Genomic DNA, 22,027 nt, shown 5'->3' with positions numbered 1-22,027 from the left:
TCATGGTCGAATTCAGAAATCCGATTTCCGTAAGCGAGGCGATTGCTCTCGTACAGGCGGAAGCGTGCCGGCTCGGCAGCGAAATCGTATCGCTGGACGAGGCGTACGGCCGCATTCTCGCACATCCGCTGACTGCGGCTCACGACGTACCGTCTTTCGACCGTTCTCCTTACGACGGCTACGCCATCCGGGCCAAAGATTCTGCCGGTGCTTCGGGCGACAACCGAGTCTCCTTCCAAGTCGTCGATCATATCGGTGCCGGAGCCGTATCGGGCAGGAAGCTCGGACGCGGTGAAGCGATCCGGATCATGACGGGCGCACAGCTGCCGGAAGGAGCGGATGCCGTCGTAATGTTGGAACAAACGCAGGAAGCGGCAGCTCCGGCAGGTGTACCTGTTGATGTGCCTGCTGATGGCGAATCTCCCTTTTCCTTGATGGGAGATTCGCAGCAGGAGGGTTCGTCGCAAGGGGGGCTGACGCAAATAGGAAGCACCCCCGCCGTTCCGGCATCTTTTACGATCCGTAAAGCGTTCGTCTCCGGAGAAAATATCTCGTTTCGGGGAGAGGATATGCGAGAGGGAGAAGAAATTCTGCCGGCAGGCAGTCTGATTCTGCCCGGAACGATCGCGCTCCTGGCGACATTCGGTCATCAGCAGGTTGAAGTATCCAAGCTTCCGCTGGTCGGCATCCTCGCGACCGGTACAGAACTGCTGGAGCCCGGCGCACCACTCGAAGCAGGCAAGATCCGCAACAGCAATGGTCCCATGATTGCCGCGCAGCTGCGCCGAATGGGTGTCCCGCATCGCGTGTATGCGGCGGCGGCGGACCGTCTCGACGATATGCTGGACACGGTAAAGCAGGCGCTTGCGGAATGCGACTGCCTGATCACGACCGGCGGTGTGTCGGTCGGAGATTTTGACCTGCTGCCGCAGGTGTATGAACAACTCGGCGCGAATGTATTATTCAATAAAGTCGCCATGCGTCCCGGAAGCGTAACGACGGTCGCCGTACTGGACGGTCGCTATCTGTTCGGTCTGTCCGGCAACCCTTCGGCCTGCTACACGGGATTTGAATTGTTCGCTCGCCCGGCGCTGCTGCGCATGATGGGCGCACAGCGTATCTATCCGCTGCGAACACGTGCAATTCTCGGTGAAGATTTCGGCAAAGCCAATCCGTTCACCCGCTTTATTCGCGCCGTTTACGACGGACAGACCGTTCGGCCGGCCGGATTCAATAAATCCAATGCCGTTTCGTCGATCGGACGCAGCAACGCACTGCTCGTGCTCCCCGGCGGAACACGCGGTTTCAAGACCGGGGATTCCGTAAACGTGCTGCTGCCCGGCATGGAAGAAGGTTCCGCAGTATGGGACCTCTAAACGGAAGTGAAGAGACAGGATCAAGCGAACGGTCGAATATCGTCGGCAGCCCGTTGAAGAACAAGCCCAGACTGCTTCAGATCGTGGGATTCAAGAACAGCGGGAAAACGACGCTGACCGAAATGCTGCTGCGAAGAGCGATTGAACTCGGCTGGATCACTTCAGCGATCAAACGCCACGGCCATGGCGGCGTTCCCGATCTGCCGCCTGCGGGTACAGATTCTTCCCGCCTGTTCGAGACAGGGGCAGCAAGTTCGATCGTCAGCGGTGGAGGCGTTATGCTGCTGCAGGGAAGACAGCAGCCGGAAGAATCGGAAGGTCTTGATCCGTTGATCCGGCTGACCAAAGCTTATGCTTCTCCCGATCTGATTCTGATTGAAGGATTCAAAGAAGAACCGTACCCCAAAATTGTGCTTCTCCGTTCCCTAGAAGACTGGAGAGAACTGCATCGACTAAACCATATCGGTCTGGTTGTTGTGGCCGACCATACATTGGCCAAGCTGCTGATGGGAGAATCCGCATATGGTCGCTCCGTGCACGGCCATCCCGGACATAATCATCCTGTTGACGGCGCGGCTTCCAACGTAGACTTGCCTCCTGTTGATGCCGCAATTTCCATACTGTCACGGGAACAGACCGAAGATATAACCGCTTGGTTTACAACCTGGCTGGAAGGAGGAAATGATGAAAGCTTATGAGATCGTAACGGAACCGATTGAACCGCAGCGTTACGCCGATTATGTCCTGCGTCCGGAAGCAGGCGCGGTGACACTCTTTACCGGTCACGTACGTGAATGGACACGGGGAATTCGAACGCTGTATCTGGCCTATGAAGCGTATATCCCAATGGCCGAGAAAATGTTGACGAAGATTGGGGCAAAGATAGAAGAAAAGTGGCCCGGAACGAAGACGGCTATCGCACACCGAATCGGAGAGCTGCAGATTGGCGAGATTGCGGTTGTGATTGCCGTATCGTCTCCGCACCGCAGAGATGCTTACGAAGCGAACGAGTACGCGATCGAACGAATCAAGGAATCGGTGCCCATTTGGAAAAAAGAAATTTGGGAAGACGGAACCGAATGGATCGGCGACCAACGGAAAAAGCCGGACGTTTCAAATGAAAACAAAGGCCTGGATTCCGAATAAATTGCAGGAGGGATGTCATGATTACGATTTTTTATTTTGCAGGCCTTCGTGAAGCGACCGGAACAGATCGGGAAGAAGCCGATCTGGCCGGCAAAACGATCCAAGAGCTGTCGGCCTGGGTGAACAGCAAATATCCACATCTGTCGCTGGATGCGGTTCGCGTAGCCATTAACGAAGAATACGCACTCTCTGAAGATGTGCTGCAGGATGGCGATACTGCTGCGCTGATTCCGCCGGTAAGCGGAGGGTGAATAAGCAGGAAAGACAAGGACAGCAGACAGAGTCTGACTCTGCTGTTCATTCAGGACAGCGGACAGTAGGCATTCTGCTGGCGGGCGGCCTGTCAAGGCGCTACGGTTCACCCAAAGCTTTTGCAGAATACGAAGGTCGTCCATTCCATGTTCATGCTTACGAAGCGCTGGCAGGAACCTGCGATACGGTCATCGTCTCGTCCAGTCAGGAACTGGCCGGCCGTTTTCCACAAACATACGATGTCTGTACCGATCTTCCGGATATTATGGGCCAAGGTCCTCTCGCGGGGATCTGCACCGTTATGCAGCAGGTTCCTGCTGATAGATATGTAGTCCTTCCGTGCGACATGCCGCGTATCGGTCCTAACCAGAGTCGTCGTCTAGCTCAGATTGCACAAATGCATGAGGAAGCCGATGTTACAGCAGTCCGTACCGCAGATGCGCATCTTCCGCTGCTCAGCGTCTGGCATAGCAATCTATCCGAACGGCTGGAAGAACGTGTGCGCAGCGGGAATCTGGCGGTTATGAAGCTGCTGGCGGAAGTGAATACCGTCTGGGTGAACGCCTCTATGCTTCACGACGATCCCCGTATTTTTCATAATTTCAACACGCCGGACGCGGATTGAAGCGAAGGCGACAGGAGAGGAGCGAATGCCATGAATCCCAACAACTCTACGCCGATTGACCGGCTTCGCCGGCCGATCCGCGATCTGCGCATCTCGGTTACCGACCGCTGCAATTTTCGCTGTACCTACTGTATGCCCAAAGAAATCTTCGGAGACGATTACGCTTTTATGCCGAAAAGTGAACTTCTGACGTTTGAAGAAATTGAGCGTCTGACCCGACTTTTCGCTAATATCGGAGTGAAAAAAATCAGACTGACGGGCGGTGAACCGCTGCTGCGCCGGGGGGTGCCGGATCTCGTATCTCGGATTCTAAAAGTGGACGGCATAGAAGACGTAGGACTGACAACCAACGGACTGCTGCTCGGTGCCCATGCGCAGCCTCTGCATGATGCGGGTCTGCAGCGCTTGAATGTCAGTCTGGATGCGCTGGATCCCGAGCTGTTCGGTCGGCTGAACGGCCGCGGGATCGATTCGGCTCCTATTTTGCAGCAGATCGATCATGCCCGGGATATAGGTTTCGATGTCAAAGTGAATATGGTGGTGCAGAAGGGGGTCAACGACGGCGAAATTCTGCCTATGGCTGCCTACTTCAAAGAGCGTGGCATCACTTTGCGGTTTATCGAGTTTATGGATGTCGGCAATGACAACGGCTGGAGCTTCAAGCGGGTCGTAACCAAAAAAGAAATCTACGACAAGCTTCAGGCCGCTCATGAACTGGAACCGGTCGAACCGGATTATTTCGGCGAAGTCGCTTCGCGTTATCACTACAAGGGAACCGATAGCGAGGTCGGCTTTATTACATCGGTGTCCGAATCGTTCTGCTCCTCCTGTACAAGAGCGCGCCTGTCCTCCAACGGCATCTTCTACACCTGCCTGTTTGCCTCGACGGGATTCGATCTGAGAGCGATGCTGCGCGGCGGAGCGAATGACGAAGAAATCTTGTCCGCGATTGTGGATGTGTGGGAACGCCGGGCTGACCGTTATTCCGATGAACGCACGGAACAGACCGCGAAAAATCGCAAAAAAATCAACATGTCGTATATCGGCGGTTGATTGATTGTATAGAAAATTCCCACTAGCCTTAGCCCAGTTCAATATCATATGAAAGGCCGCGCAGAGCTATCAATAGCTCTGCGCGGCCTTTTTCATTATTGCTTTAATGCTGTTCATTACTGCTTTGATTCTCTTCCTCTATTTGGATATAACTCGTCCAAGCTGTTCATTTATTTGACCATAAGCTTTATTTGCAGTCATATTGAGTAAAGTAGAAACTTTCTACCAGGAGGGATAATTATGAACATCATCAAAAGCGGCGCATGCAAAAACTCTTCCAAAAATGCTTTTGTCGAAGACTTTACGATCCGTATACTGGCTGCCTCGGGACAGGAAGATCAAGAAGGGATGACGCTGCACTGGTATGGAGAAGTTTTCGAAAAGGAACCGGATGAAATTCGAATTTTACATGCAATCAGTCACGGGAAAATAGGGGCAGCCAATGGAGAAGTTCAGATTGGAAAAATCATCTATAACGCTGCTGTGATCATTGAGTTTGAGAATACCAAAGCCACTCGGGTATCAGCTATAAAGCTGTATGTAACGCACTAGGGCTGATTTGAACGATTCCTTTTGAGAAATCTGGTATTACAAGGAGATGAATGAAATGCCAATCACAAAAGAAGAAGTGATCAAAAGAAGGGAAAGAGATGAAACAAGACAAAGGAGGTCCTTATGCGTCTAAAAGACCTGAAGGAAACAATGCTGCTCCCCGACCGTGAAATTCTGATTAACCGTATGGTCAACCTCAACGGTACCGATGTCCTGCTGATTTCGATCACATCGGAGCAGCAGACCCATAGGCTATGGACACTGAGCAAATTGCCGGAATCGTATTTTGAAAAGAAACCGCAATACGAATCCGAAGAGTCCTATTCCAATCGCGAAAGGGTGGAAGTGACTAGGATTTTCAATGATCAAGAAGATTCCATCTTCAAGATGATCATTCAAGACCAGCTTATGACTTTCAATGGTGGGGAGTCGAGGTATTGTATGGAACAGAACCACGAAACGTATATGAAGCTGCAGCATTTTATCGAAAGGGGACTGGAGCTTGGAAGCTTTGCAGAAGTGGAATTGAAGTATTTATTTTTGACTTTTTATGAGCAGGACCCTTCCGAACCTTTCCCCCATCTCGATTTGGATAAAGAGCTGGATATTACTTTGAGGTTCCGCAGCACTTTTGTTAAGGCCCCTACACATGCTGGACCGATCCTGCTGGAATTGGGAGATTCGCAAAAATCAATTAAGTATTCGTTCTACGATTCCGTTCATGACAAAAATCGTTTCTTCTATATCCACGCATTGAAACGCTATGATATTCAGGAAGAAATCCAAAAAGCATTAGAAAAGCCTACGCCGCAGGGAGTTACCGAAGAAGAATGGCAGCACTACAAAGATCACTATATTAAGGCCGATGAAGAAATTTGTTCTAAAGAAGAGGATCTGGCTTTTGTTGAATACGAAGCAGAAGACAATATCCGATTGAATTTTTATGCGAAAAGTTATTTGGACGCAAAGCCTCGGCCATTATCCGGTAACTTCGCTATGTCTATGTCTCTAAGAACCGATCGCCGTGGTCCCAACGGATTATGGATTCAAAAAGACGTAGTCGATTGGATAGACAAAACGTTTAACGGGGATCTGATTGTCGAACTGCTGTCTTATTACGTGGAACTACCGGAAAAAAGTATCAAACTTTAATGTAGAATTTTACGTTCAATTCATAGAGCAAAGGAATAGATGAAGAATCGTTTATTCCTTTATATTTTTAAAAAAAGGAGGCACTTATGCGGCTAAAAGATTTGAAAGAGACGATGCTGCTCCCCGACCGTGAAATCCTGATCAACCGCTCGGTCAAGATCAATGATACCGACGTCCTGCTGATTTCAATTACATCGGAGCAGCAGACCCATAGACTGTGGACGCTGCGCAAATTGCCAGAAGGCTCGGATGAAGAAATGATTGTTCACAGATCTGAAGAGCCCCTGTCGAATCGCGATCATTTACAAGAAAGTATGATTTCCGATGGTCAACAAGATTATATTTCCAAAATGATCATTCAAGGCCAGACTATGACTTTCGATTCTTCAGAGTCGAGATATTTTAGGGAACAGGACCATGAAATGTATATGAGGCTGCAGCATTTCGTCGAAAAGGGATTAGAACTCGGGAGCTTTGCGGAAGTTGAATTGGAACGTTTGTTTCTAACTTGTTACGAGCAGGAGAATTCCAAACCTTTCCCTAAGCTGGACTTGGACAAAGAACTGGATATCATGTTGAAGTTCAACAGTACTTTTCGCAGGATCCCTATACATACCGAGCCGATCGTGCTGCAATTCGGAGATTCGCAAAAAGAAATCAAGCATTCGTTTTACGATCCTCTTCATGACAAAAATCGTTTCTTCTATATCAACGCATTGACACGCTACGATATTTGGGAAGAAGCCGAGAAGATCCCGGAAAATCCCGATCTGCAGCATTTTACGGATGAAGAGAGGAGGCAGTTCAAAGAACAGTATATCGAAAACCTTGAATCGGTGTGTGCCAAAGGAAAAGAACTGGCGCTGATCGAATACGAAGCGGAAGGCAATGTTCAGCTGAATTTTTATACCAAAGAATATTTGGATGCCCAACCGGTTTATTCGTCCAATAGTTCGCATTCAGTCATGTTTTTTAAGTCAGACCGTGAAGTGGGACATAACGGACTCACGAGTCGAATATGCGAGATCGGTTCGGTGGACAATACGTTTAGCGGAAGTCTCGTTGTCGAACTGATGCATTACTACGCAGAGTTTCCGGAAAAAACAATCAAACTTTAATTCGGAATCTTGTATAACGATCTCCGTTTTCTCGTTGCTTTGCATATGACTGCTCTTCGGGTCACGATTGAAGAGTGGCTGGAGCAGGAAGAACCTTCTACGCTCGCAGATCGATTAGAAGATCGCCTTACTTTTTGATCCACAGATGCCTATAACAGAAAAAATAATAAACCGTATCGCTTGCGATAACGGTTTTTTTCGCGCTTTTGATTTGTCGTACAGAGAAATCTCTGGAAATTGGAGTGAGTTCCTTCCAACAGTTTGGGTAAGTAAATCTTGAGTCAGCAAGGAAAGGAGATGCATATATGCTCACCAAGAGAAAAAGAATGAGCGTTCTTCTGCTCGTCGCAGCACTGATTGTCCTGACGATATCAGGCTGCGGAAGAAGCGAACGGACCGCAGGAGGAACGGGGCTGCTGAACAATGACCAGTTCGTGTTCACAGCGTCCGGCGAGTTTCGCCCGTTCAGCTATTTGAACAACGATTTGACCATGTCAGGCTTCGATATCGAGGTAGGCAAAGCGATTGCCAAAGAACTCGGCGTCAAGCCGGTACCGAAGCGGATGAAGATGGTCGGACTGGTGGAAGGGGTCAAAAATGGACGTGCGGATGCTGCAGTCGCCAGCCTAACGATTAATGATCTTCGGTCAAAGCATGTCCTGTTCTCTACGCCGTATTATTATTCGGGACCTCAGATCTTCACCCGTCCCGACAGCCCGATCCAGACGACGGACGATCTTCAAGGCAAGGAGATAGCCGTTGCGAAAGGAACAAGCTACCTGGACATTGCCAAGCGCTATACGGGCAACGTGAAGACGTATGACAGCGACATTACTGCTCTGCAAGCATTGGCCGATGGTCGGCACGATGCCGTTATTACAGACTTCATCACAGGAAGAACGTCCATCCAAGAAGGGATTGAAGTCGCAGAACGTCAGCTGATCGAACGAAGCGAACAGGCTGTTGTAGTGCCTATGGACAACCCGGTACTGCTGGAACGGATCAACGAAGCGCTCGAGAACCTGCGTGAAGATGGCACGTTGAAACGAATCAGCGAAGAGTACTTCGGAGAAGACATTACAACCAAGCCTGAGGCTGCTGAAACAGAGTAGTATTTCATACCTGACAGAAGGGACGTGCCTGAATGAACGGAATTGCCGAGTTTTTTCAAACGTTTGCAAGCAGCAGCGGGCTGCTGACCCGTGCTATGCTGCTGACGCTCGAACTGACCGTCGTATCGATCCTGCTCGGGATCGTGATCGGTCTGTTCTTCGCACTGCTCAAATTATCTCGGATCAAAGGCTTGTCCTGGATCTCCGATGCTTACATTTACTTAATTCGCGGAACGCCGCTGATCGTACAAATTTTTATCCTGTATTTCGGTCTCAGCGGTCTGTTCCTCATCCCTGACTTCTGGGCGGCTTCGTTGGCACTCGCCTTCCACAACGGTGCCTACATTGCGGAAATCTTCCGCGGCTCCATCCAGTCGATCGACAAAGGACAGATGGAAGGCGCAACGTCGCTCGGTATGAAGCGTTCGTTGGCTATGCGGCGCATCATTCTCCCGCAGGCATTCCGCAGAGCTCTTCCGCCGCTTGGCAACCAGTTCATCATCGGACTGAAGGATTCTTCGCTCGCTGCTTTCATTTCGATGAATGAGCTGTTCAATGTGGCCACTACGCTCGGTTCCAACAATTTCGATGAAATGACGTATCTGCTCATCGTAGCGATCTACTATCTCATCCTGGTCGGTGTGCTTACACTCATTGTACGCGCCGTAGAACGCCGGATGGCGATCAGCGAGCGTTAATCATCAATCGTTATGCCATTTGATCAATCGAAAGCGGGGGATAAACCGATGAAAGAAATGATTCGCCTGGAAGGACTGGTCAAATCGTTCGGCGATCTGAAAGTGCTTAAAGGCATTGACCTGGTTGTGCAGGAAAGCGAAGTCGTCTGCCTGGTCGGCGCCAGCGGGTCCGGCAAAAGTACGCTGCTGCGCTGCCTGAATTTTTTGGAAGAAAACAACGGCGGCAAGATTTATATTGAAGGCAAGGCTGTAGACCCCAAGAACGACGATCTCAACAAGATCCGGGAGAAAGTCGGGATGGTCTTCCAGCATTTCAATCTGTTCCCGCATATGACCGTGCTGGAGAACGTCATCGAAGCTCCGGTTCAGGTCAAAAAAGTGCCGAAGGAACAGGCAATCCGCGAAGCGAAAGAACTGCTGCTCAAAGTGGGACTGGAAGAAAAAGAGGACGTCTATCCTGGCAAACTGTCAGGCGGCCAGAAACAGCGGGTCGCCATTGCCCGGGCGCTGGCAATGAAGCCGGATATTATGCTGTTCGACGAAGCGACTTCCGCACTCGATCCCGAATTGGTTGAGGAAGTACTGAGAACGATGCGCGGACTGGCGGAAGAGGGCATGACGATGGTTGTCGTTACACATGAAATGAACTTTGCCCGGGAAGTCGCCGATACGGTCGTTTTCCTGCATGACGGTAATATTATCGAAAAAGCGCCTGCCGAGCAGTTCTTTACGAATCCGCAGCAGCCTCAGACGCAGAGCTTCCTGCAAACAGCGGTGGTGAGATGAAGCGGGAATTGAGATAAAGCAGAAAATTCTTAACTTCATTCTTAAACGTTATTATTTAACTTCATTATCGAACTTATTGTTCAACTTCATTTTCAACTTCAGCATGCAGACGGTTCCTTTCTTTGGAAAGGAGCCGTCTTTTTATTGAACCAGACAATTCGTCAACCCACTTAAAATTACATGGTTTACAATAGAGAACAGGCAAGCTATAATGCTCATACATCGTGCAGCTGCGGAACGCAGCAGTCGAGTAGTACACATACATATTGGAGGTTTAAGTCGTTGAAAACGAAAGAAATGGTTTACGCTGCCCTTTTTGCCGCATTGATTGCAGTCCTGGGTATGATTCCGCCGATTCCGCTCGGATTTATTCCGGTTCCCATTACGGCGCAGACACTGGGTGTAATGCTGGCCGGAGGCTTTCTGGGCAAAAAGACAGGTGCGATCAGCTTGATTCTGTTTATCGTATTGGTTGCACTTGGTTTGCCAGTCTTGGCAGGCGGCAATGGCGGTCTGGCACCGCTGATTGGACCGACAGCCGGATATATCTGGAGCTGGCCGATTGCGGCATTCCTGATCGGCTGGGCGGCGGAAAAGGGTTGGCTCTCACTTAAGGTATGGAAGCTGTTCCTGATCAATATTGTGTTCGGCGTGCTGCTCGTAAGTCTGATCGGCGCTCCGGTTATGGCTCTGATTACACAGACGCCGGTATGGGCCGGACTTATCGGTTCGGCAGCCTTTCTGCCGGGCGATGTGATCAAAGCGATTATCGCAGCGGTCATTATCGTGCAGATCAAAGCTATCAGTCCGATTGAAGAAAAGGTACACGGCGCTTAAACGGATATACTTAACGAATACATTTAAACGAATGCGTTTAAACCGATAAACTTGAACAGACACCTTTAAATGGATAAGCTTGATGAAATGAATCCTGAGCAGATCTATACAGAAGCTTTGCGGCATATTCATAACCCTATACAGAAAAGATGAGGAAGTATGCTGAAATTTGAACACGTTTATTTTCATTACCGTAGAGAACGGCCCGTTCTGAAAGACATCAGCTTCTCGGTGCAATCAGGCGAATTTCTGTCGATTGTAGGAGGTAACGGCAGCGGCAAGTCAACGCTTGCCCGGCTGATGAACGGTCTGCTGCTGCCGCGTTTGGGAAAGGTACGTCTGGAAGAGAGGGATACCTCGAACCCGGATGACATCGCGCCGATTCGCAGGCAGGTCGGACTGGTGTTCCAGAATCCGGACGATCAGTTCATTACGACTTCCGTAACGGATGAAATCATCTTCGGTCTCGAAAATATCCGTGTGCCGAGAGAGCAAATCGGTGACCGGATCGGAGAAGCTTTGCAGGCTGTCAGCATGACGGAATATGCACATGCCGCGCCGCATGAGCTGTCGGGCGGACAGAAGCAGCGTGCGGCGATTGCAGCCATTCTGGCGATGCGTCCCCGGCTGATGATCTTCGACGAAGCGACTTCCATGCTGGATCCTCAGGGAAGAGCGCAGATTATGAATTTAATGACCGAACTGCACAGAAAGGGCATGACTATCGTGCATATTACGCATCATATGGATGAAGTGTTGGCGGCGGGACGTGTTCTGCTGCTTGACCGGGGCCAACTTATATTCGATGGCGCACCGAACGAGATGTTCTCAACCGTTTCTCTGGAAGCATACACGCTGGAAAAACCTTTTGCCGTACGTCTGCACGAAAGACTGCAGCTGTCCGGCACAGTCACCGGAGATTGGAAGGAGGCTGTACGGACCCAATGGCCTTCCAATTAAAAGGGGCTTCGGTTACGATCGGGGACCGCCAAGTGCTGACAGAAATCGACTGCATGCTCGAATCCGGACGCTGGATCTCGCTGATCGGCCGCACCGGGGCAGGCAAATCGACGCTGGCCAAGCTGCTCAAAGGACTTGTTCCCGATTTTAAAGGCGAATATTGGATTAACGGACAACCCGCTTCAAGAAACCGCAGAGGACAAATGCAGGTTCTGCCACAGGTCGGGTTTGTTTTCCAATATCCCGAACACCAGATCTTCGAGACGACGGTATACAGAGAACTGTCCTTCTCACTGCGAATGCGAGGCGCGGGAACGGAAGAAATCGACAAGGCGATCAGCCGGGTGCTTCCTCTGGTCGGCCTTGCCGAGGAGATGCTGCCGCTGTCTCCACTGCAGCTGAGCGGCGGTCAGAAGCGCCGAATTGCTATCGCCTCCGTGCTGATCAGTGATCCGCAGCTGCTGATTCTTGACGAGCCGACGGCCGCGCTTGATCCGCTGAGCCGCCGTCTGCTGCTGGACATGCTTAAGAACTGGCAGGCTGAAGGCAAGGGATTACGCTCCATTTTGTCCATTTCGCATGCGATGGAGGATATCGCGCAGTATTCCGATGAAGTGCTTGTCATGAACGGAGGGCGGCTGGTGGGACATTTGAGCGCCAACGAGCTCTTTTTACACCGCAGCGATCTGCTGGAAGGGAGCGGTCTGCCGCTGCCCGATTATATCGAACTGCTGAAATTGATGGAACAATTGTCCGGCCGGCCGATTCAGATTGACAGCTGCCGCGAAGAGGATGTTTTGGCAGCTGTGGAAACGGTATGGCAGGACAGGAGGAATTCTTATGCCGAATAGTCTGCTGATCGGACGTTTTGTGGAGAGAGATTCTGTTCTTCACCGTCTTGATCCGCGTACCAAACTGCTGGGCATGCTGATCATGATGGCGGTATTTCTGACAGTCAAGAGCTGGGACGGTTATACGGCAGCAACGGCTTTTGTTCTGCTGACGGCAGCATTGTCCCGGATTCCAATAGGTTTGTTCCTTCGTGGACTGCTGCCGGTACTGCCGATTCTGAGCTTTGCGCTGCTGTATCACATCATGTTCGGCCGTGGAGAGACTGTATTATGGTCGTATTCCTGGCTTCATATACATGCTGAAGGAGTGGTTGAAGGCATTCGAATCGTATGGCGGATTCTGCTGCTTATTCTGCTCGCTTCCGTACTGACGGGAACAACCCGGCCGCTGTCTCTGGCTCAAGGTTTAGAGACGCTGCTGAAGCCGCTCTCCAAACTGGGTGTGCCGATCGAGCAGTTTTCCCTGATGATCGTTATCGCGATCCGTTTTATTCCGACAATTCTTGACGAGCTGAATCGAATTCTGCTGGCTCAAAAAGCAAGAGGACATGATCTATCCACCATGCCTCCGGCCAAGCGTTTGTTTGCTTTTGTTCCAATTCTCGTTCCGCTTCTGGTCACGACCGTACAGCGCGCCGAACAGCTGACCCTGGCAATTGACGCTAGGGGCTACGGAGATGGACGGGGGAGAACGACATATCGTCCGCTGGCCTTCGGCCGAATAGACTATTTGGCGTTAGGCACTGTGGCTCTGCTGGCCGCTGCGCTGTACGGGTTTGCTTAGGATATCCTTTAGAAAAACACAGCAAAAACCCCGGTTCTTTTGGAGAACCGGGGTTTTTGCTGTTAAATCGTTTATCAAGTTCTTCCACCATCCAGTTCTTCAACCAAACTTATGAAGCAAGCCTCAGCACAATAATCCCTACAAAAGCAAGGGCAATTCCCAGCGTCTCCTGCCGGCTCATAAGGTCTTTTAGATAGAAGCGTGCATAAAGAATGACGATCACGACGTTCAGTGCCGCGATTGCAGAGACGATACCGGTAATGCCGTCTTCATAAGCATTGAGCATCAGTATCATGCCGAAAATATTAGTCAGACCAACCGTCATGCCCCAGAGCAGTGTACGCTTGGCATTCCAGGTAGCAGGAGCCGACGCTGAAGCTGCGACCTCTGTCATCTTTTCCGCATCGTTTGTAGTGTCGACGGGTACAGTCTCTGTGAAATCAGGCTTCTCCGCCGATTGTGTCTCCCGCTTACGAGTCTTGAACCGTTCCATGGTATACATCAGCAGGAACAGAAGTGTCCCTGTCGCAAACATCATGGTGAGAACAGGGAACAGGGAACCTCCGGAAAGCACGGATTGTTTGGAACTGAGATCTGTAAACCCGTACATCAGCATAGCGAGTAATCCCCACTGCCAGCCGAGCAGCTGACCGCTTTTCAGATCGCTGCGGTAGCGGACAATAATCAGTGCCAATACGACGATACTGAAGCCGAACAGCTGAAGAGGACCCAACGTTTCTCTCCAGAGAAGATAAGCCGCCAGCATGACAATAATTGGCGTTAACCCTGAGAAAAAGGCGACAACTGATGCGCGGCCGACTTCAAATCCTTTGTACAAAGCGGCATTGGCGGCAAATGAAAAGAAGCCCATCAGAACGCCGAAGATCACTCCATCGTTCCAAGGCTGACCAGCCTGAACATTAAACAGAACCGAGACGATCGCGCCGGACAGATAGACGCCGACGAACAGCAGATTCCGATCTACCGGGCGCTGAGAGGTCCATTGGTACAAAATGCCGCGTATGCCGAAACATACGGCGGCGCAGGCTGCAAATATAAACCACACGTACTTGTTGACCTCCCTTAATCGCAAACTTCTTGAACCCCCAGGGAAGCATTGCGGTCTATTTCTTGTTTCTTCCGGATGCTTTATCCATCGTGCGCATCATTCGCTTCGACAGACGGCAATCCCTGCAAGCTTCACTTATTCAATTACTCTTCAGTCTAATCTATCGATCAGCGCCGCAGCATCGCCCAGCTCGGCAGGGGAAAGAGGTTTTAGCGGCCGAGGAAGACCTTCACCGCTTATCCAGCCTCGGCGAAGAGCGATAGTCGCGGTAGGACGCAGACTTCCAAAGCGATCAAACAATGTCCAAATCGGTTCCAACTCTTCCGATAACCGGGAGGCTTCTTGACTGCGGCCTTCCTGCGCACTGCGGACGATATGCATTGCAGTACGCGGAAACAGCCCGCCCAGAACGGAGTACCAACCGTCGCATCCCGCATTCAGGCCCAATGCGGCAAAGCGATCTCCGCTGATCCCAATAGTCACATCTTCAGGGATTAAGGCACGCAGCTTCTGCACACGATCTTGAGCTTCCGCAGCATTACCGGGCAGCCCCGGGATCTTGATTGAACTTACATTGGGCAGGGAGGATATCCGGCCGTGCAGTTCATCCGTAAACGTAAACTTGGTCGTACTCGGATTATCGTATACGCAGAGCGGTATCGACAGTTCACCGGACACCTGTTTATACAGATCGAAAACCTCATCCTCCGTCAGCGGCTGATACGATACCGGAGCAAGCAGTACACCCGAAGCGCCTGCGGTCTGGGCATCTTCGGCAGCCTGCAGCACATCGCGTGTGCGCAAAGCGCCGATCCCCGCGATGATTGGAATATTTCCAGCATGCTCAAAAGCCAGTTGAATAACACGGCGGCGTTCTGCTCGGTTCAGATACATATAACTGCCGGTTGAGCCGAGCACGCCGATCGAATCCACTTCAGCTTCTGCAAGATTATGTACGAGACGGACAAATGCGTGTTCATCAATCCCTTCGTTTTGGAACGGAGTAAGAGGAAAAGCGGATAATCCAGTAAGCATAGGCATGTGCTCCTTTATTTTTATGTTATTCCGTTCATTATAAATCATTATTGCAAGAAACAAAGATTAAAAAACAATTATTCCGACAAAAGCTGCCGAGTTAGCGAAAGAATAGGTCGAACTCGTCGGTTTGGCACACAGCCGTTCAGGGTAAGTCGGATGAGAACGCAGGGGAATACATATATCTAAATATTGAATAACTGATAGAAGCGGCTGCAGCCATAAATGGAGGGGTAAGCGATGAAAACTCGTAAATTAGGTCATACTGGACTTGATATTTCGGTGTTGAGTTTCGGTGCTTCGTCCTTGGGATCGGTATTTCGTGAAACAGATGACCGGGAAAGTATCCGAACCGTACACCGTGCGATCGATTGCGGTATTAATTATATCGACGTTTCGCCTTACTACGGAATGACCAAGGCCGAAAATGTACTGGGGCAGGCAATCCGCGAAATCCCGAGAGACAAGTTTCTACTGTCTACCAAAGCCGGGCGATACGGCGAAAACGAGTTCGACTTTACGGCAAAACGTATTTTCAGCAGCGTTGAAGAAAGTCTGGAGCGCCTGCATACGGATTACCTCGATATTCTTTTTTTGCACGATATCGAGTTTGTCCCGTCACCGATCATTTTGGAGGAAGCGATCCCGGCCATCCATGCTCTGAAAAAGCAGGGCAAAATTCGCTTTACCGGAATCAGCGGTCTGCCGCTCCAATTGTTCGAGACGTTGATTCCGCAAATCGAAGTCGATACGATCTTATCCTACTGCCACTATTCGCTGAACGATAGCTCGCTGCTGGACATTCTGCCGCTGATGCAGGAGAAAGGGATCGGAGTCGTCAATGCTGCGCCGCTGTCAATGGGACTGCTCAGCACCCGGCAGGCGGCAGACTGGCATCCCGCCGATAAACAGCTGCAAGATATCTGCAGACAGGCGGCGGAGCACTGCGCAGCAAAGGGAAGCGATATTGCCAAACTGGCTATTCAGTATTCGACAGGAAATGAAAAGATCCCGACTACACTGGTCAGTACGGCGGCACCGGACGAGATCGAAAAAAATGCTTCTTGGGTCGGTGAAGAGCCGGATCAGGAGCTGCTGGAGGAAGTATTGGAGATTCTGAAGCCGATTCATAATCGTTCGTGGATCAGCGGGTGTCCAGAATACAATAAATGATGATACGACTAAGTTCTTTTTTTAGTATATGCTATTGCGCATATAATTATATGCTTATATAATAAGCGCGGGTAGTTGAATGGGAGGAGGAACAGGAGAAATGGATACTGCCGAGGAAAATTTGGATCAGGTGGCTCTAACACTGAAGCTGCTGGGGGATAAAACACGCCTGACGATGGTAAAGCTGCTGGAAGACCAGGAGTGCTGCGTCTGCGAATTGGTCGAAATTTTCAAAACCAGTCAGCCGTCGATCAGCCAGCACTTGAGAAAGCTCAAAGATGCAGGGCTTGTCAAAGAAAATCGAAAAGGACAATGGATCTTCTATTCGGTCAATCGTGACCATCCGCAGCGCGACTTGATTCATGGCCTGATTTCACTGCTCCCCTCACAAAAGTATCAGATCGAAGAGTTGGAAAAAAAGGGCTTGCGTATTTCTTGCGGGTAATGGAGGGGAATCGATTTGTTTTTAGTTATTGCAGCAGTTCTTATCTTTCTGCTCACCTTGATTTTTGTCATTTGGCAGCCGAAAGGACTATCGATTGGATGGTCGGCCTGCGGCGGAGCGCTGCTGGCGCTGCTGCTGGGCGTCGTTAATTTCCAGGATGTCTGGGACGTTACGCAGATTGTCTGGAACGCAACACTGGCCTTTATCGCGATTATCCTGATCTCTCTGATTTTGGACCGCATCGGGTTTTTCGAATGGGCTGCACTGCATATGGCAAGGGCCGCGGGTGGCAACGGTCTTCGTATGTTTATCTACATCAGCGTGCTGGGTGCGCTTGTCGCCGCTTTCTTTGCGAACGATGGAGCGGCATTGATCTTAACCCCAATCGTATTGGCTATGGTGCGGGCGCTTAATCTGGATGAGAAAAAGATATTTCCGTTTATTATCGCCAGCGGATTTATCGCCGATACGACGTCGCTGCCGCTGGTCGTCAGCAATCTGGTCAATATCGTGTCTGCGGACTACTTCGGAATCGGCTTTATCGAGTATGCGCAGCATATGATCGTACCGAATCTGTTTGCGCTTGTCGCAAGTATCGGAGTACTGTATCTCTTTTTCCGCAAAAGCATTCCCAAAACATTCGATGCCATGCAGCTCAAAAGTCCGAGTCAAGCGATTCGCGATCACAGAATGTTCAAGTGGTCTTGGCTCGTTCTGGCCCTGCTGCTGATCGGATACTTCGTTTGCGAGTTCTTCGAGATTCCGGTTTCTGTTGTGGCGGGTGTCATCGCAATCTTCTTCCTGCTTCTGGCGCTGCGGAGTCCGGTCGTCCCTATTCCTGAAGTTGTGAAAGGCGCTCCGTGGGCCATCGTCTTTTTCTCGATCGGTATGTATGTGGTCGTGTATGGTCTGCGCAACGCGGGACTGACCGATACGCTTGCGGTAGCGATTCAGTATATGGCGGATCAGGGCATGTTCGTCGCTACAATCGGAATGGGCTTCCTGGCGGCGATCCTTTCATCCATTATGAACAATATGCCGACGGTGCTGATTGATGCGCTGGCGATCAACGCTACCACAACGTCCGAGAGCATTCGGGAAGCGCTGATCTATGCCAATGTCATCGGCTCCGATCTGGGACCTAAAATTACGCCGATCGGTTCCCTGGCTACGCTGCTGTGGCTGCATGTACTGAGCACCAAAGGGATCAAGATCCCGTGGGGCGTATATTTCAAGACCGGTATCATCTTGACGATTCCGACATTGTTCATTACGCTGCTGGGACTGTATTTATGGCTGCAGGTTGTTTAAGTAAGTTTTATTTGATTCATGTTCACTGTCATTAATCTTATCAAATCCGGCTGTGACCGGACAAAGGAGAGACTTAATTATGGCTAAAAAAACACTTTATTTTCTCTGTACCGGCAATTCCTGCAGAAGCCAGATGGCGGAAGCTTGGGGCAAAAAGTATTTGGGCGATGAATGGAATGTACTCAGCGCAGGAATCGAAGCTCACGGACTGAATCCGAACGCGGTTAAAGCCATGAACGAAGTCGGCATCGATATTACAGATCAGACTTCCGACATCATTGATCCGGAAATTTTGAACAATGCGGACTTTATCGTGACGTTGTGCGGAGACGCTGCCGACAAATGCCCGGTTACGCCGCCTCATATTCGCAGAGAGCATTGGGGATTCGACGATCCGGCTAAAGCGCAGGGAACAGATGAAGAGAAATGGGTCGTTTTCCAGACGGTACGCGATCAGATCAGCGAGCGGATTCGCACTTTTGCCGAAACCGGTAAATAAGATAGCCTAAAAGCGTTAGAGGTCAAGCGGCCGAATCATGAAGCGAGTAGGAGTGGTTGAGATGACAAAGACTTATCAAGCCTTGGTCGATGGGCAAATCTATCTGGGCGGCGCTGACGACGTGGAGCAGATGATTAACGAAGCAAACTGTGAAGTCATTGTCGATCTGCGTGAAGAAGCGACAGGGATTGCTTATCAAAGTCCGGATCGTCAGGTTCAATGGATTCAAATCGCTCTGGACGATCATGCCCGGACAACTCAAGAAGAAGTGTTCAAGCAGGCAATCGATCAGGTAGTCGATAGCTATAAACAGGGCAAGAAGGTCGGGTTCCACTGCGGCGGTGGCAAAGGACGTACAGGAGCCGTTGCGATCGGAACACTGCTTGCGCTCGGTAAAGCCGACACTTTGGAAGAAAGCGAGCGTCTGGCCAAAGAAATTCGTCCGGTAATCTCGATCAAAGATGCGCAGCGTGAAGCGCTTAAGCATATTTTCCCGAATGCTTAATTGTAGATGAATGTTTCGGCGAGACCATACGTTAACCTAAAAAGACAATCCCTTTTAGCTGAAGGGTTGTCTTTTTTTGCTGCATGTATCCTAGATAAGTCATCGCGGCCGAAAGCGTTTAACAGGTAATGTTGAAAATTAATGTAGTTATTATTCTGGACTATACTTTTCAATCTTGTACTTAATCATCGATAGATATGTGTTCAATTGGCTAACCTGGCTCATAACGCGCTCCTGCTGCTGATTTAGAAGAGCAATACGCTGAGGAACCGTTTCATCGCCTTGAAGGGTTAGGTGAGAAAAAGTTTTCATTTCTTCAATGGTCATACCGGTGTTCCGTAGGCAACAGGTGAATTCAAGCCACTCCATGTCATCCTTGTCGAATACTCTCATGCCCAAATCGTTCCGTTTAATAGGAGGAAGAATTCCCTCCTTTTCATAATATCTTAAAGTATGAATAGACAGTCCTGTTTCTTCTGCCACCTTGCCAATTGAATACTGAATAGAAACCTCTCCTTTAAGCAAGAACTTGTTTGCGAATATACGCTCTAAATTCCTCGTCATTTAATTGTTTACGTAGTTCCAAAAGTTCTTCAGCATCTTGACCGACGGGATACCTAAACTGATCACTTTCGTCCGTTACCGCTTTATAAATAGTTTGAGCGACTATTTCTGATGTGGCCTGCAAATGAGCATTTTTTTGAGAAAATTCCTGAAATCCCTTATCGAAAGATTCAGAGAATTCGTTATAGTCTGACAAAGACGCATCTTGCAATTTGTCCGTGGAGTTATACCATGAAGTTTTCACAATTCCCGGTTCAATTAATTTGATCTGAATATTCTGGGAAGCCAGTTCATAAGACAATGATTCGGAGAAGCCCTCCACAGCAAACTTCGTTGCATGATATAAAGAGGTCAAAGGGAATGTGATTCTTCCTCCCTGAGAAGAGATATTTACGATAAGGCCTTGTTGATTGGATCTAAAATGGGGTAATAGGGCTTGCGTTACACGCATTAAACCAAAAACATTTACATCAAATTGGTTATGAATTTGTTTTTCGGTAGCTGCTTCAAAAATCCCGACTGCTCCATATCCTGCATTATTTATTAGCACGTCAATTTGCCCGAAACGCTCGATGGATTGACTTATTGCGTATTCAATAGTTTTGGGCTGTTGAACGTCCATAGCTGTTACAAAAACATGTTCGTAATTTGTAAGTTCTGTTTCTTTTTCCGGAGATCGCATCGTTGCTACGACGTTCCAACCTTGTTCAGCGAAATTTTTAGCCGCTGCTTTTCCTAAGCCTGTTGATGCACCGGTAATAAAAATTGTTTTCATGTGTAATTCCTCCTAATAGTATTATATTCATGATTCTATCGTCTAGAGTTTGCTCTATGTCAACACAGGTTTTTGGGGTTGTTTAATCAGTGTGTCAAGACCATATGAGTATAAGTTGGAATATAGGATATGACCTAAACCGAGAGTGAAGGGGAGGCGTTTTATTTCAGCAGCCTTATACATGGATTTCACTATATCAACCAGCTAGTTCACGTACGATCCGAGCTAGTAAAGAGCGGGAGAGCAATGATTTTTCTTTTATTGAAGATAAGGTTCGGTACTAGTTGTATGTTCAGGATTCGATTTTACCGACTAGGTTCCAATCGGTACTTATAGTGGATAACTAAAGTTGGATATGGATCGATTATGTGTAGAATGACATAAGATTATACCAGACTGAAAATTACTAAAGGAATATATTAAGTTCAAAATTTGCTCCGTTAGTAGAAACAAAATTAGTAAAGACAAAATGCATGACGATTCTGCGCATTCAGAAACTTTCCAGCAGATCTGCTTGGACCATCAAGATTCGTGAGTTACTGATACTTGATAGAGACATCAAATACTTATAAAAAAATAAAAACCTATTATTAAAAATCCGAAATTGGAGCCAGGCGTAATTTAAGTAAAAGATGCAGCTGAAGCTAGAATCAATAACGAATTAGAGTCAAGATCTATTTTACGCTATTCATATTCACAAAATCCGTATTTTGTACATATGTATATAAGCTAAATATAAACATATGTGACCTGATCATTTTATATACCCCGGATTTAGCTCCATTCTACATGGATAAATATGCACAAGAAAAGTTGACATGCTGCGCACAGATCAACTCTACTCAACAGATCACGCTCCTTACACCCGAATCTGTCACGGTTCCATTGGTTTCGCCTAAGACCGTCTCTTGATGCTTTTCTTTCCCAAACTACACAAAAGGCCACCCTTTAATCGAGTGACCTTCTGTGCCTATTAATGAAGATAAACAGACTTTTCCGGATAAAACAAATTACAAGTTACTCGTTTTTCTCTTTCGCGATCTCATTCTGTTTCGCTCTCAACTTCTCAGGAGTTACATCATCGCCCAGCGGGTCGACAATTGTCGAGTTCAGCAGGAGATCGTTGACCGAACCGCGGAAAGTTCGCAGATACTCTTTACGAAGACGCGCTTGCTCTTCTTTCTCCGCCTCTGTCAAACCATGCTCTTTTTCTTTCTTTGACAATTCATTAATTCGTTCTAAACTTGGAATAACCATATTTAATCCTCCTCTATAATCAACATTTTAGAAACATTGCACGATAGTCCTTAGTCGGATTGTGAAGCGCGCTGTCTATTTCTTTTATAAAA

At 49.0% G+C, this 22,027-nt stretch carries 26 protein-coding genes; 21 read left to right on the top strand and 5 right to left on the bottom strand.

Features of this window, described 5'->3' with window-relative positions; translation table 11 throughout:
• Positions 1-2: 2 nt before the first annotated feature.
• From F456_RS0107050 to F456_RS0106975, 16 genes are all read left to right on the top strand, one after another.
• Positions 3-1,376, top strand: coding sequence for a molybdopterin molybdotransferase MoeA (locus tag F456_RS0107050; protein WP_018976305.1), 1,374 nt, complete (start codon positions 3-5; stop codon positions 1,374-1,376).
• A complete protein-coding gene (gene mobB / locus F456_RS23500; protein WP_018976304.1) occupies positions 1,364-2,074 on the top strand; it encodes a molybdopterin-guanine dinucleotide biosynthesis protein B in 711 nt (236 codons plus the stop codon). The genes F456_RS0107050 and mobB overlap by 13 nt, the downstream gene beginning before the upstream one ends.
• Complete coding sequence (locus F456_RS0107040) at positions 2,061-2,522, top strand: molybdenum cofactor biosynthesis protein MoaE (protein ID WP_018976303.1); 462 nt, start codon at positions 2,061-2,063, stop codon at positions 2,520-2,522. The genes mobB and F456_RS0107040 overlap by 14 nt, the downstream gene beginning before the upstream one ends.
• Positions 2,523-2,539: 17 nt before the next feature.
• Positions 2,540-2,773: a molybdopterin converting factor subunit 1 gene (moaD, locus tag F456_RS0107035; protein ID WP_018976302.1), complete on the top strand. Its 234-nt coding sequence runs from the start codon at positions 2,540-2,542 to the stop codon at positions 2,771-2,773.
• Positions 2,770-3,399 (top strand): molybdenum cofactor guanylyltransferase, encoded by a 630-nt coding sequence (locus F456_RS0107030; protein WP_018976301.1) that lies wholly within the window; start codon positions 2,770-2,772, stop codon positions 3,397-3,399. Before moaD ends, F456_RS0107030 begins: the two co-directional genes overlap by 4 nt.
• A 30-nt stretch (positions 3,400-3,429) precedes the next feature.
• Positions 3,430-4,452: a GTP 3',8-cyclase MoaA gene (gene moaA / locus F456_RS0107025; protein WP_018976300.1), complete on the top strand. Its 1,023-nt coding sequence runs from the start codon at positions 3,430-3,432 to the stop codon at positions 4,450-4,452.
• 240 nt (positions 4,453-4,692) lie between these two features.
• Positions 4,693-5,004 carry a hypothetical protein gene (locus F456_RS0107020; protein ID WP_018976299.1) on the top strand — a complete coding sequence of 104 codons (312 nt, stop codon included), beginning with the start codon at positions 4,693-4,695 and terminating at the stop codon, positions 5,002-5,004.
• A gap of 123 nt (positions 5,005-5,127) precedes the next feature.
• Complete coding sequence (locus F456_RS0107015) at positions 5,128-6,156, top strand: hypothetical protein (RefSeq protein ID WP_018976298.1); 1,029 nt, start codon at positions 5,128-5,130, stop codon at positions 6,154-6,156.
• An 86-nt stretch (positions 6,157-6,242) separates the two neighbouring features.
• Positions 6,243-7,274, top strand: coding sequence for a hypothetical protein (locus tag F456_RS0107010; protein WP_018976297.1), 1,032 nt, complete (start codon positions 6,243-6,245; stop codon positions 7,272-7,274).
• A gap of 305 nt (positions 7,275-7,579) precedes the next feature.
• Positions 7,580-8,386 carry a transporter substrate-binding domain-containing protein gene (locus F456_RS0107005; protein ID WP_018976296.1) on the top strand — a complete coding sequence of 269 codons (807 nt, stop codon included), beginning with the start codon at positions 7,580-7,582 and terminating at the stop codon, positions 8,384-8,386.
• A gap of 32 nt (positions 8,387-8,418) precedes the next feature.
• Entirely contained in the window at positions 8,419-9,084 is a 666-nt protein-coding gene (locus F456_RS0107000; RefSeq protein WP_018976295.1) for an amino acid ABC transporter permease, read from the top strand.
• 48 nt (positions 9,085-9,132) lie between these two features.
• Entirely contained in the window at positions 9,133-9,870 is a 738-nt protein-coding gene (locus F456_RS0106995) for an amino acid ABC transporter ATP-binding protein (RefSeq protein ID WP_018976294.1), read from the top strand.
• Positions 9,871-10,152: 282 nt separating this feature from the next.
• Positions 10,153-10,707: a biotin transporter BioY gene (locus F456_RS0106990; RefSeq protein WP_018976293.1), complete on the top strand. Its 555-nt coding sequence runs from the start codon at positions 10,153-10,155 to the stop codon at positions 10,705-10,707.
• 159 nt (positions 10,708-10,866) lie between these two features.
• Positions 10,867-11,667, top strand: a complete 801-nt coding sequence (locus F456_RS0106985; RefSeq protein WP_018976292.1) for an energy-coupling factor transporter ATPase — start codon at positions 10,867-10,869, stop codon at positions 11,665-11,667.
• Positions 11,652-12,518: an ATP-binding cassette domain-containing protein gene (locus tag F456_RS0106980; protein ID WP_018976291.1), complete on the top strand. Its 867-nt coding sequence runs from the start codon at positions 11,652-11,654 to the stop codon at positions 12,516-12,518. The genes F456_RS0106985 and F456_RS0106980 overlap by 16 nt, the downstream gene beginning before the upstream one ends.
• Positions 12,508-13,302, top strand: coding sequence for an energy-coupling factor transporter transmembrane component T family protein (locus F456_RS0106975; protein WP_018976290.1), 795 nt, complete (start codon positions 12,508-12,510; stop codon positions 13,300-13,302). The genes F456_RS0106980 and F456_RS0106975 overlap by 11 nt, the downstream gene beginning before the upstream one ends.
• A gap of 109 nt (positions 13,303-13,411) precedes the next feature.
• On the opposite strand, the gene F456_RS0106970 is transcribed toward F456_RS0106975, so the two are convergent.
• Both F456_RS0106970 and F456_RS0106965 read right to left on the bottom strand, forming a co-directional pair.
• The gene (locus tag F456_RS0106970) at positions 13,412-14,368 is read right to left on the bottom strand and encodes a DMT family transporter (protein ID WP_018976289.1); all 957 of its coding nucleotides are present in this window, start codon (positions 14,366-14,368) and stop codon (positions 13,412-13,414) included.
• A 153-nt stretch (positions 14,369-14,521) separates the two neighbouring features.
• Positions 14,522-15,406, bottom strand: coding sequence for a dihydrodipicolinate synthase family protein (locus tag F456_RS0106965; RefSeq protein ID WP_018976288.1), 885 nt, complete (start codon positions 15,404-15,406; stop codon positions 14,522-14,524).
• 240 nt (positions 15,407-15,646) lie between these two features.
• Between F456_RS0106965 and F456_RS0106960 the strand changes: the two genes are divergently transcribed.
• The 5 genes from F456_RS0106960 (at position 15,647) to F456_RS0106940 (ending at position 19,339) form a co-directional block, all read left to right on the top strand.
• Positions 15,647-16,579, top strand: a complete 933-nt coding sequence (locus F456_RS0106960) for an aldo/keto reductase (protein ID WP_018976287.1) — start codon at positions 15,647-15,649, stop codon at positions 16,577-16,579.
• A gap of 100 nt (positions 16,580-16,679) precedes the next feature.
• Positions 16,680-17,024, top strand: a complete 345-nt coding sequence (locus tag F456_RS0106955; RefSeq protein ID WP_018976286.1) for an ArsR/SmtB family transcription factor — start codon at positions 16,680-16,682, stop codon at positions 17,022-17,024.
• Between the two features lie 15 nt (positions 17,025-17,039).
• A complete protein-coding gene (locus F456_RS0106950; protein ID WP_018976285.1) occupies positions 17,040-18,335 on the top strand; it encodes an arsenic transporter in 1,296 nt (431 codons plus the stop codon).
• Positions 18,336-18,414: 79 nt separating this feature from the next.
• Complete coding sequence (arsC, locus tag F456_RS0106945; RefSeq protein WP_018976284.1) at positions 18,415-18,834, top strand: arsenate reductase (thioredoxin); 420 nt, start codon at positions 18,415-18,417, stop codon at positions 18,832-18,834.
• A gap of 61 nt (positions 18,835-18,895) precedes the next feature.
• The gene (locus F456_RS0106940; RefSeq protein WP_018976283.1) at positions 18,896-19,339 is read left to right on the top strand and encodes a protein-tyrosine phosphatase family protein; all 444 of its coding nucleotides are present in this window, start codon (positions 18,896-18,898) and stop codon (positions 19,337-19,339) included.
• A gap of 150 nt (positions 19,340-19,489) precedes the next feature.
• Here the strand turns inward: F456_RS0106940 and F456_RS24985 are convergent, their stop codons facing one another.
• From F456_RS24985 to F456_RS0106925, 3 genes are all read right to left on the bottom strand, one after another.
• Positions 19,490-19,903: a MerR family transcriptional regulator gene (locus tag F456_RS24985; RefSeq protein WP_083923548.1), complete on the bottom strand. Its 414-nt coding sequence runs from the start codon at positions 19,901-19,903 to the stop codon at positions 19,490-19,492.
• Complete coding sequence (locus F456_RS0106930; RefSeq protein ID WP_018976281.1) at positions 19,857-20,678, bottom strand: SDR family oxidoreductase; 822 nt, start codon at positions 20,676-20,678, stop codon at positions 19,857-19,859. The genes F456_RS24985 and F456_RS0106930 overlap by 47 nt, the downstream gene beginning before the upstream one ends.
• A 1,017-nt stretch (positions 20,679-21,695) precedes the next feature.
• Positions 21,696-21,935 (bottom strand): DUF896 domain-containing protein, encoded by a 240-nt coding sequence (locus tag F456_RS0106925; RefSeq protein ID WP_018976280.1) that lies wholly within the window; start codon positions 21,933-21,935, stop codon positions 21,696-21,698.
• Positions 21,936-22,027: the final 92 nt, after the last annotated feature.

It is taken from the genome of Saccharibacillus kuerlensis DSM 22868 (genome assembly GCF_000378145.1).
Lineage (GTDB): Bacteria > Bacillota > Bacilli > Paenibacillales > Paenibacillaceae > Saccharibacillus > Saccharibacillus kuerlensis.
This window is presented reverse-complemented; position numbering and strand designations above follow the sequence as displayed.

Excerpts from the sequence above, each read along its gene's own strand:
- F456_RS0107050 (WP_018976305.1), top strand. The coding sequence starts at position 3 with ATGGTCGAATTCAGAAATCCGATTTCCGTAAGCGAGGCGATTGCTCTC.
- mobB (WP_018976304.1), top strand. The coding sequence starts at position 1,364 with ATGGGACCTCTAAACGGAAGTGAAGAGACAGGATCAAGCGAACGGTCG.
- F456_RS0107040 (WP_018976303.1), top strand. The coding sequence starts at position 2,061 with ATGAAAGCTTATGAGATCGTAACGGAACCGATTGAACCGCAGCGTTAC.
- moaD (WP_018976302.1), top strand. The coding sequence starts at position 2,540 with ATGATTACGATTTTTTATTTTGCAGGCCTTCGTGAAGCGACCGGAACA.
- moaA (WP_018976300.1), top strand. The coding sequence starts at position 3,430 with ATGAATCCCAACAACTCTACGCCGATTGACCGGCTTCGCCGGCCGATC.
- F456_RS0107020 (WP_018976299.1), top strand. The coding sequence starts at position 4,693 with ATGAACATCATCAAAAGCGGCGCATGCAAAAACTCTTCCAAAAATGCT.
- F456_RS0107015 (WP_018976298.1), top strand. The coding sequence starts at position 5,128 with ATGCGTCTAAAAGACCTGAAGGAAACAATGCTGCTCCCCGACCGTGAA.
- F456_RS0107010 (WP_018976297.1), top strand. The coding sequence starts at position 6,243 with ATGCGGCTAAAAGATTTGAAAGAGACGATGCTGCTCCCCGACCGTGAA.
- F456_RS0107005 (WP_018976296.1), top strand. The coding sequence starts at position 7,580 with ATGCTCACCAAGAGAAAAAGAATGAGCGTTCTTCTGCTCGTCGCAGCA.
- F456_RS0107000 (WP_018976295.1), top strand. The coding sequence starts at position 8,419 with ATGAACGGAATTGCCGAGTTTTTTCAAACGTTTGCAAGCAGCAGCGGG.
- F456_RS0106995 (WP_018976294.1), top strand. The coding sequence starts at position 9,133 with ATGAAAGAAATGATTCGCCTGGAAGGACTGGTCAAATCGTTCGGCGAT.
- F456_RS0106985 (WP_018976292.1), top strand. The coding sequence starts at position 10,867 with ATGCTGAAATTTGAACACGTTTATTTTCATTACCGTAGAGAACGGCCC.
- F456_RS0106980 (WP_018976291.1), top strand. The coding sequence starts at position 11,652 with ATGGCCTTCCAATTAAAAGGGGCTTCGGTTACGATCGGGGACCGCCAA.
- F456_RS0106975 (WP_018976290.1), top strand. The coding sequence starts at position 12,508 with ATGCCGAATAGTCTGCTGATCGGACGTTTTGTGGAGAGAGATTCTGTT.
- F456_RS0106965 (WP_018976288.1), bottom strand. The coding sequence starts at position 15,406 with ATGCTTACTGGATTATCCGCTTTTCCTCTTACTCCGTTCCAAAACGAA.
- F456_RS0106960 (WP_018976287.1), top strand. The coding sequence starts at position 15,647 with ATGAAAACTCGTAAATTAGGTCATACTGGACTTGATATTTCGGTGTTG.
- F456_RS0106955 (WP_018976286.1), top strand. The coding sequence starts at position 16,680 with ATGGATACTGCCGAGGAAAATTTGGATCAGGTGGCTCTAACACTGAAG.
- arsC (WP_018976284.1), top strand. The coding sequence starts at position 18,415 with ATGGCTAAAAAAACACTTTATTTTCTCTGTACCGGCAATTCCTGCAGA.
- F456_RS0106940 (WP_018976283.1), top strand. The coding sequence starts at position 18,896 with ATGACAAAGACTTATCAAGCCTTGGTCGATGGGCAAATCTATCTGGGC.
- F456_RS24985 (WP_083923548.1), bottom strand. The coding sequence starts at position 19,903 with ATGACGAGGAATTTAGAGCGTATATTCGCAAACAAGTTCTTGCTTAAA.
- F456_RS0106930 (WP_018976281.1), bottom strand. The coding sequence starts at position 20,678 with ATGAAAACAATTTTTATTACCGGTGCATCAACAGGCTTAGGAAAAGCA.
- F456_RS0106925 (WP_018976280.1), bottom strand. The coding sequence starts at position 21,935 with ATGGTTATTCCAAGTTTAGAACGAATTAATGAATTGTCAAAGAAAGAA.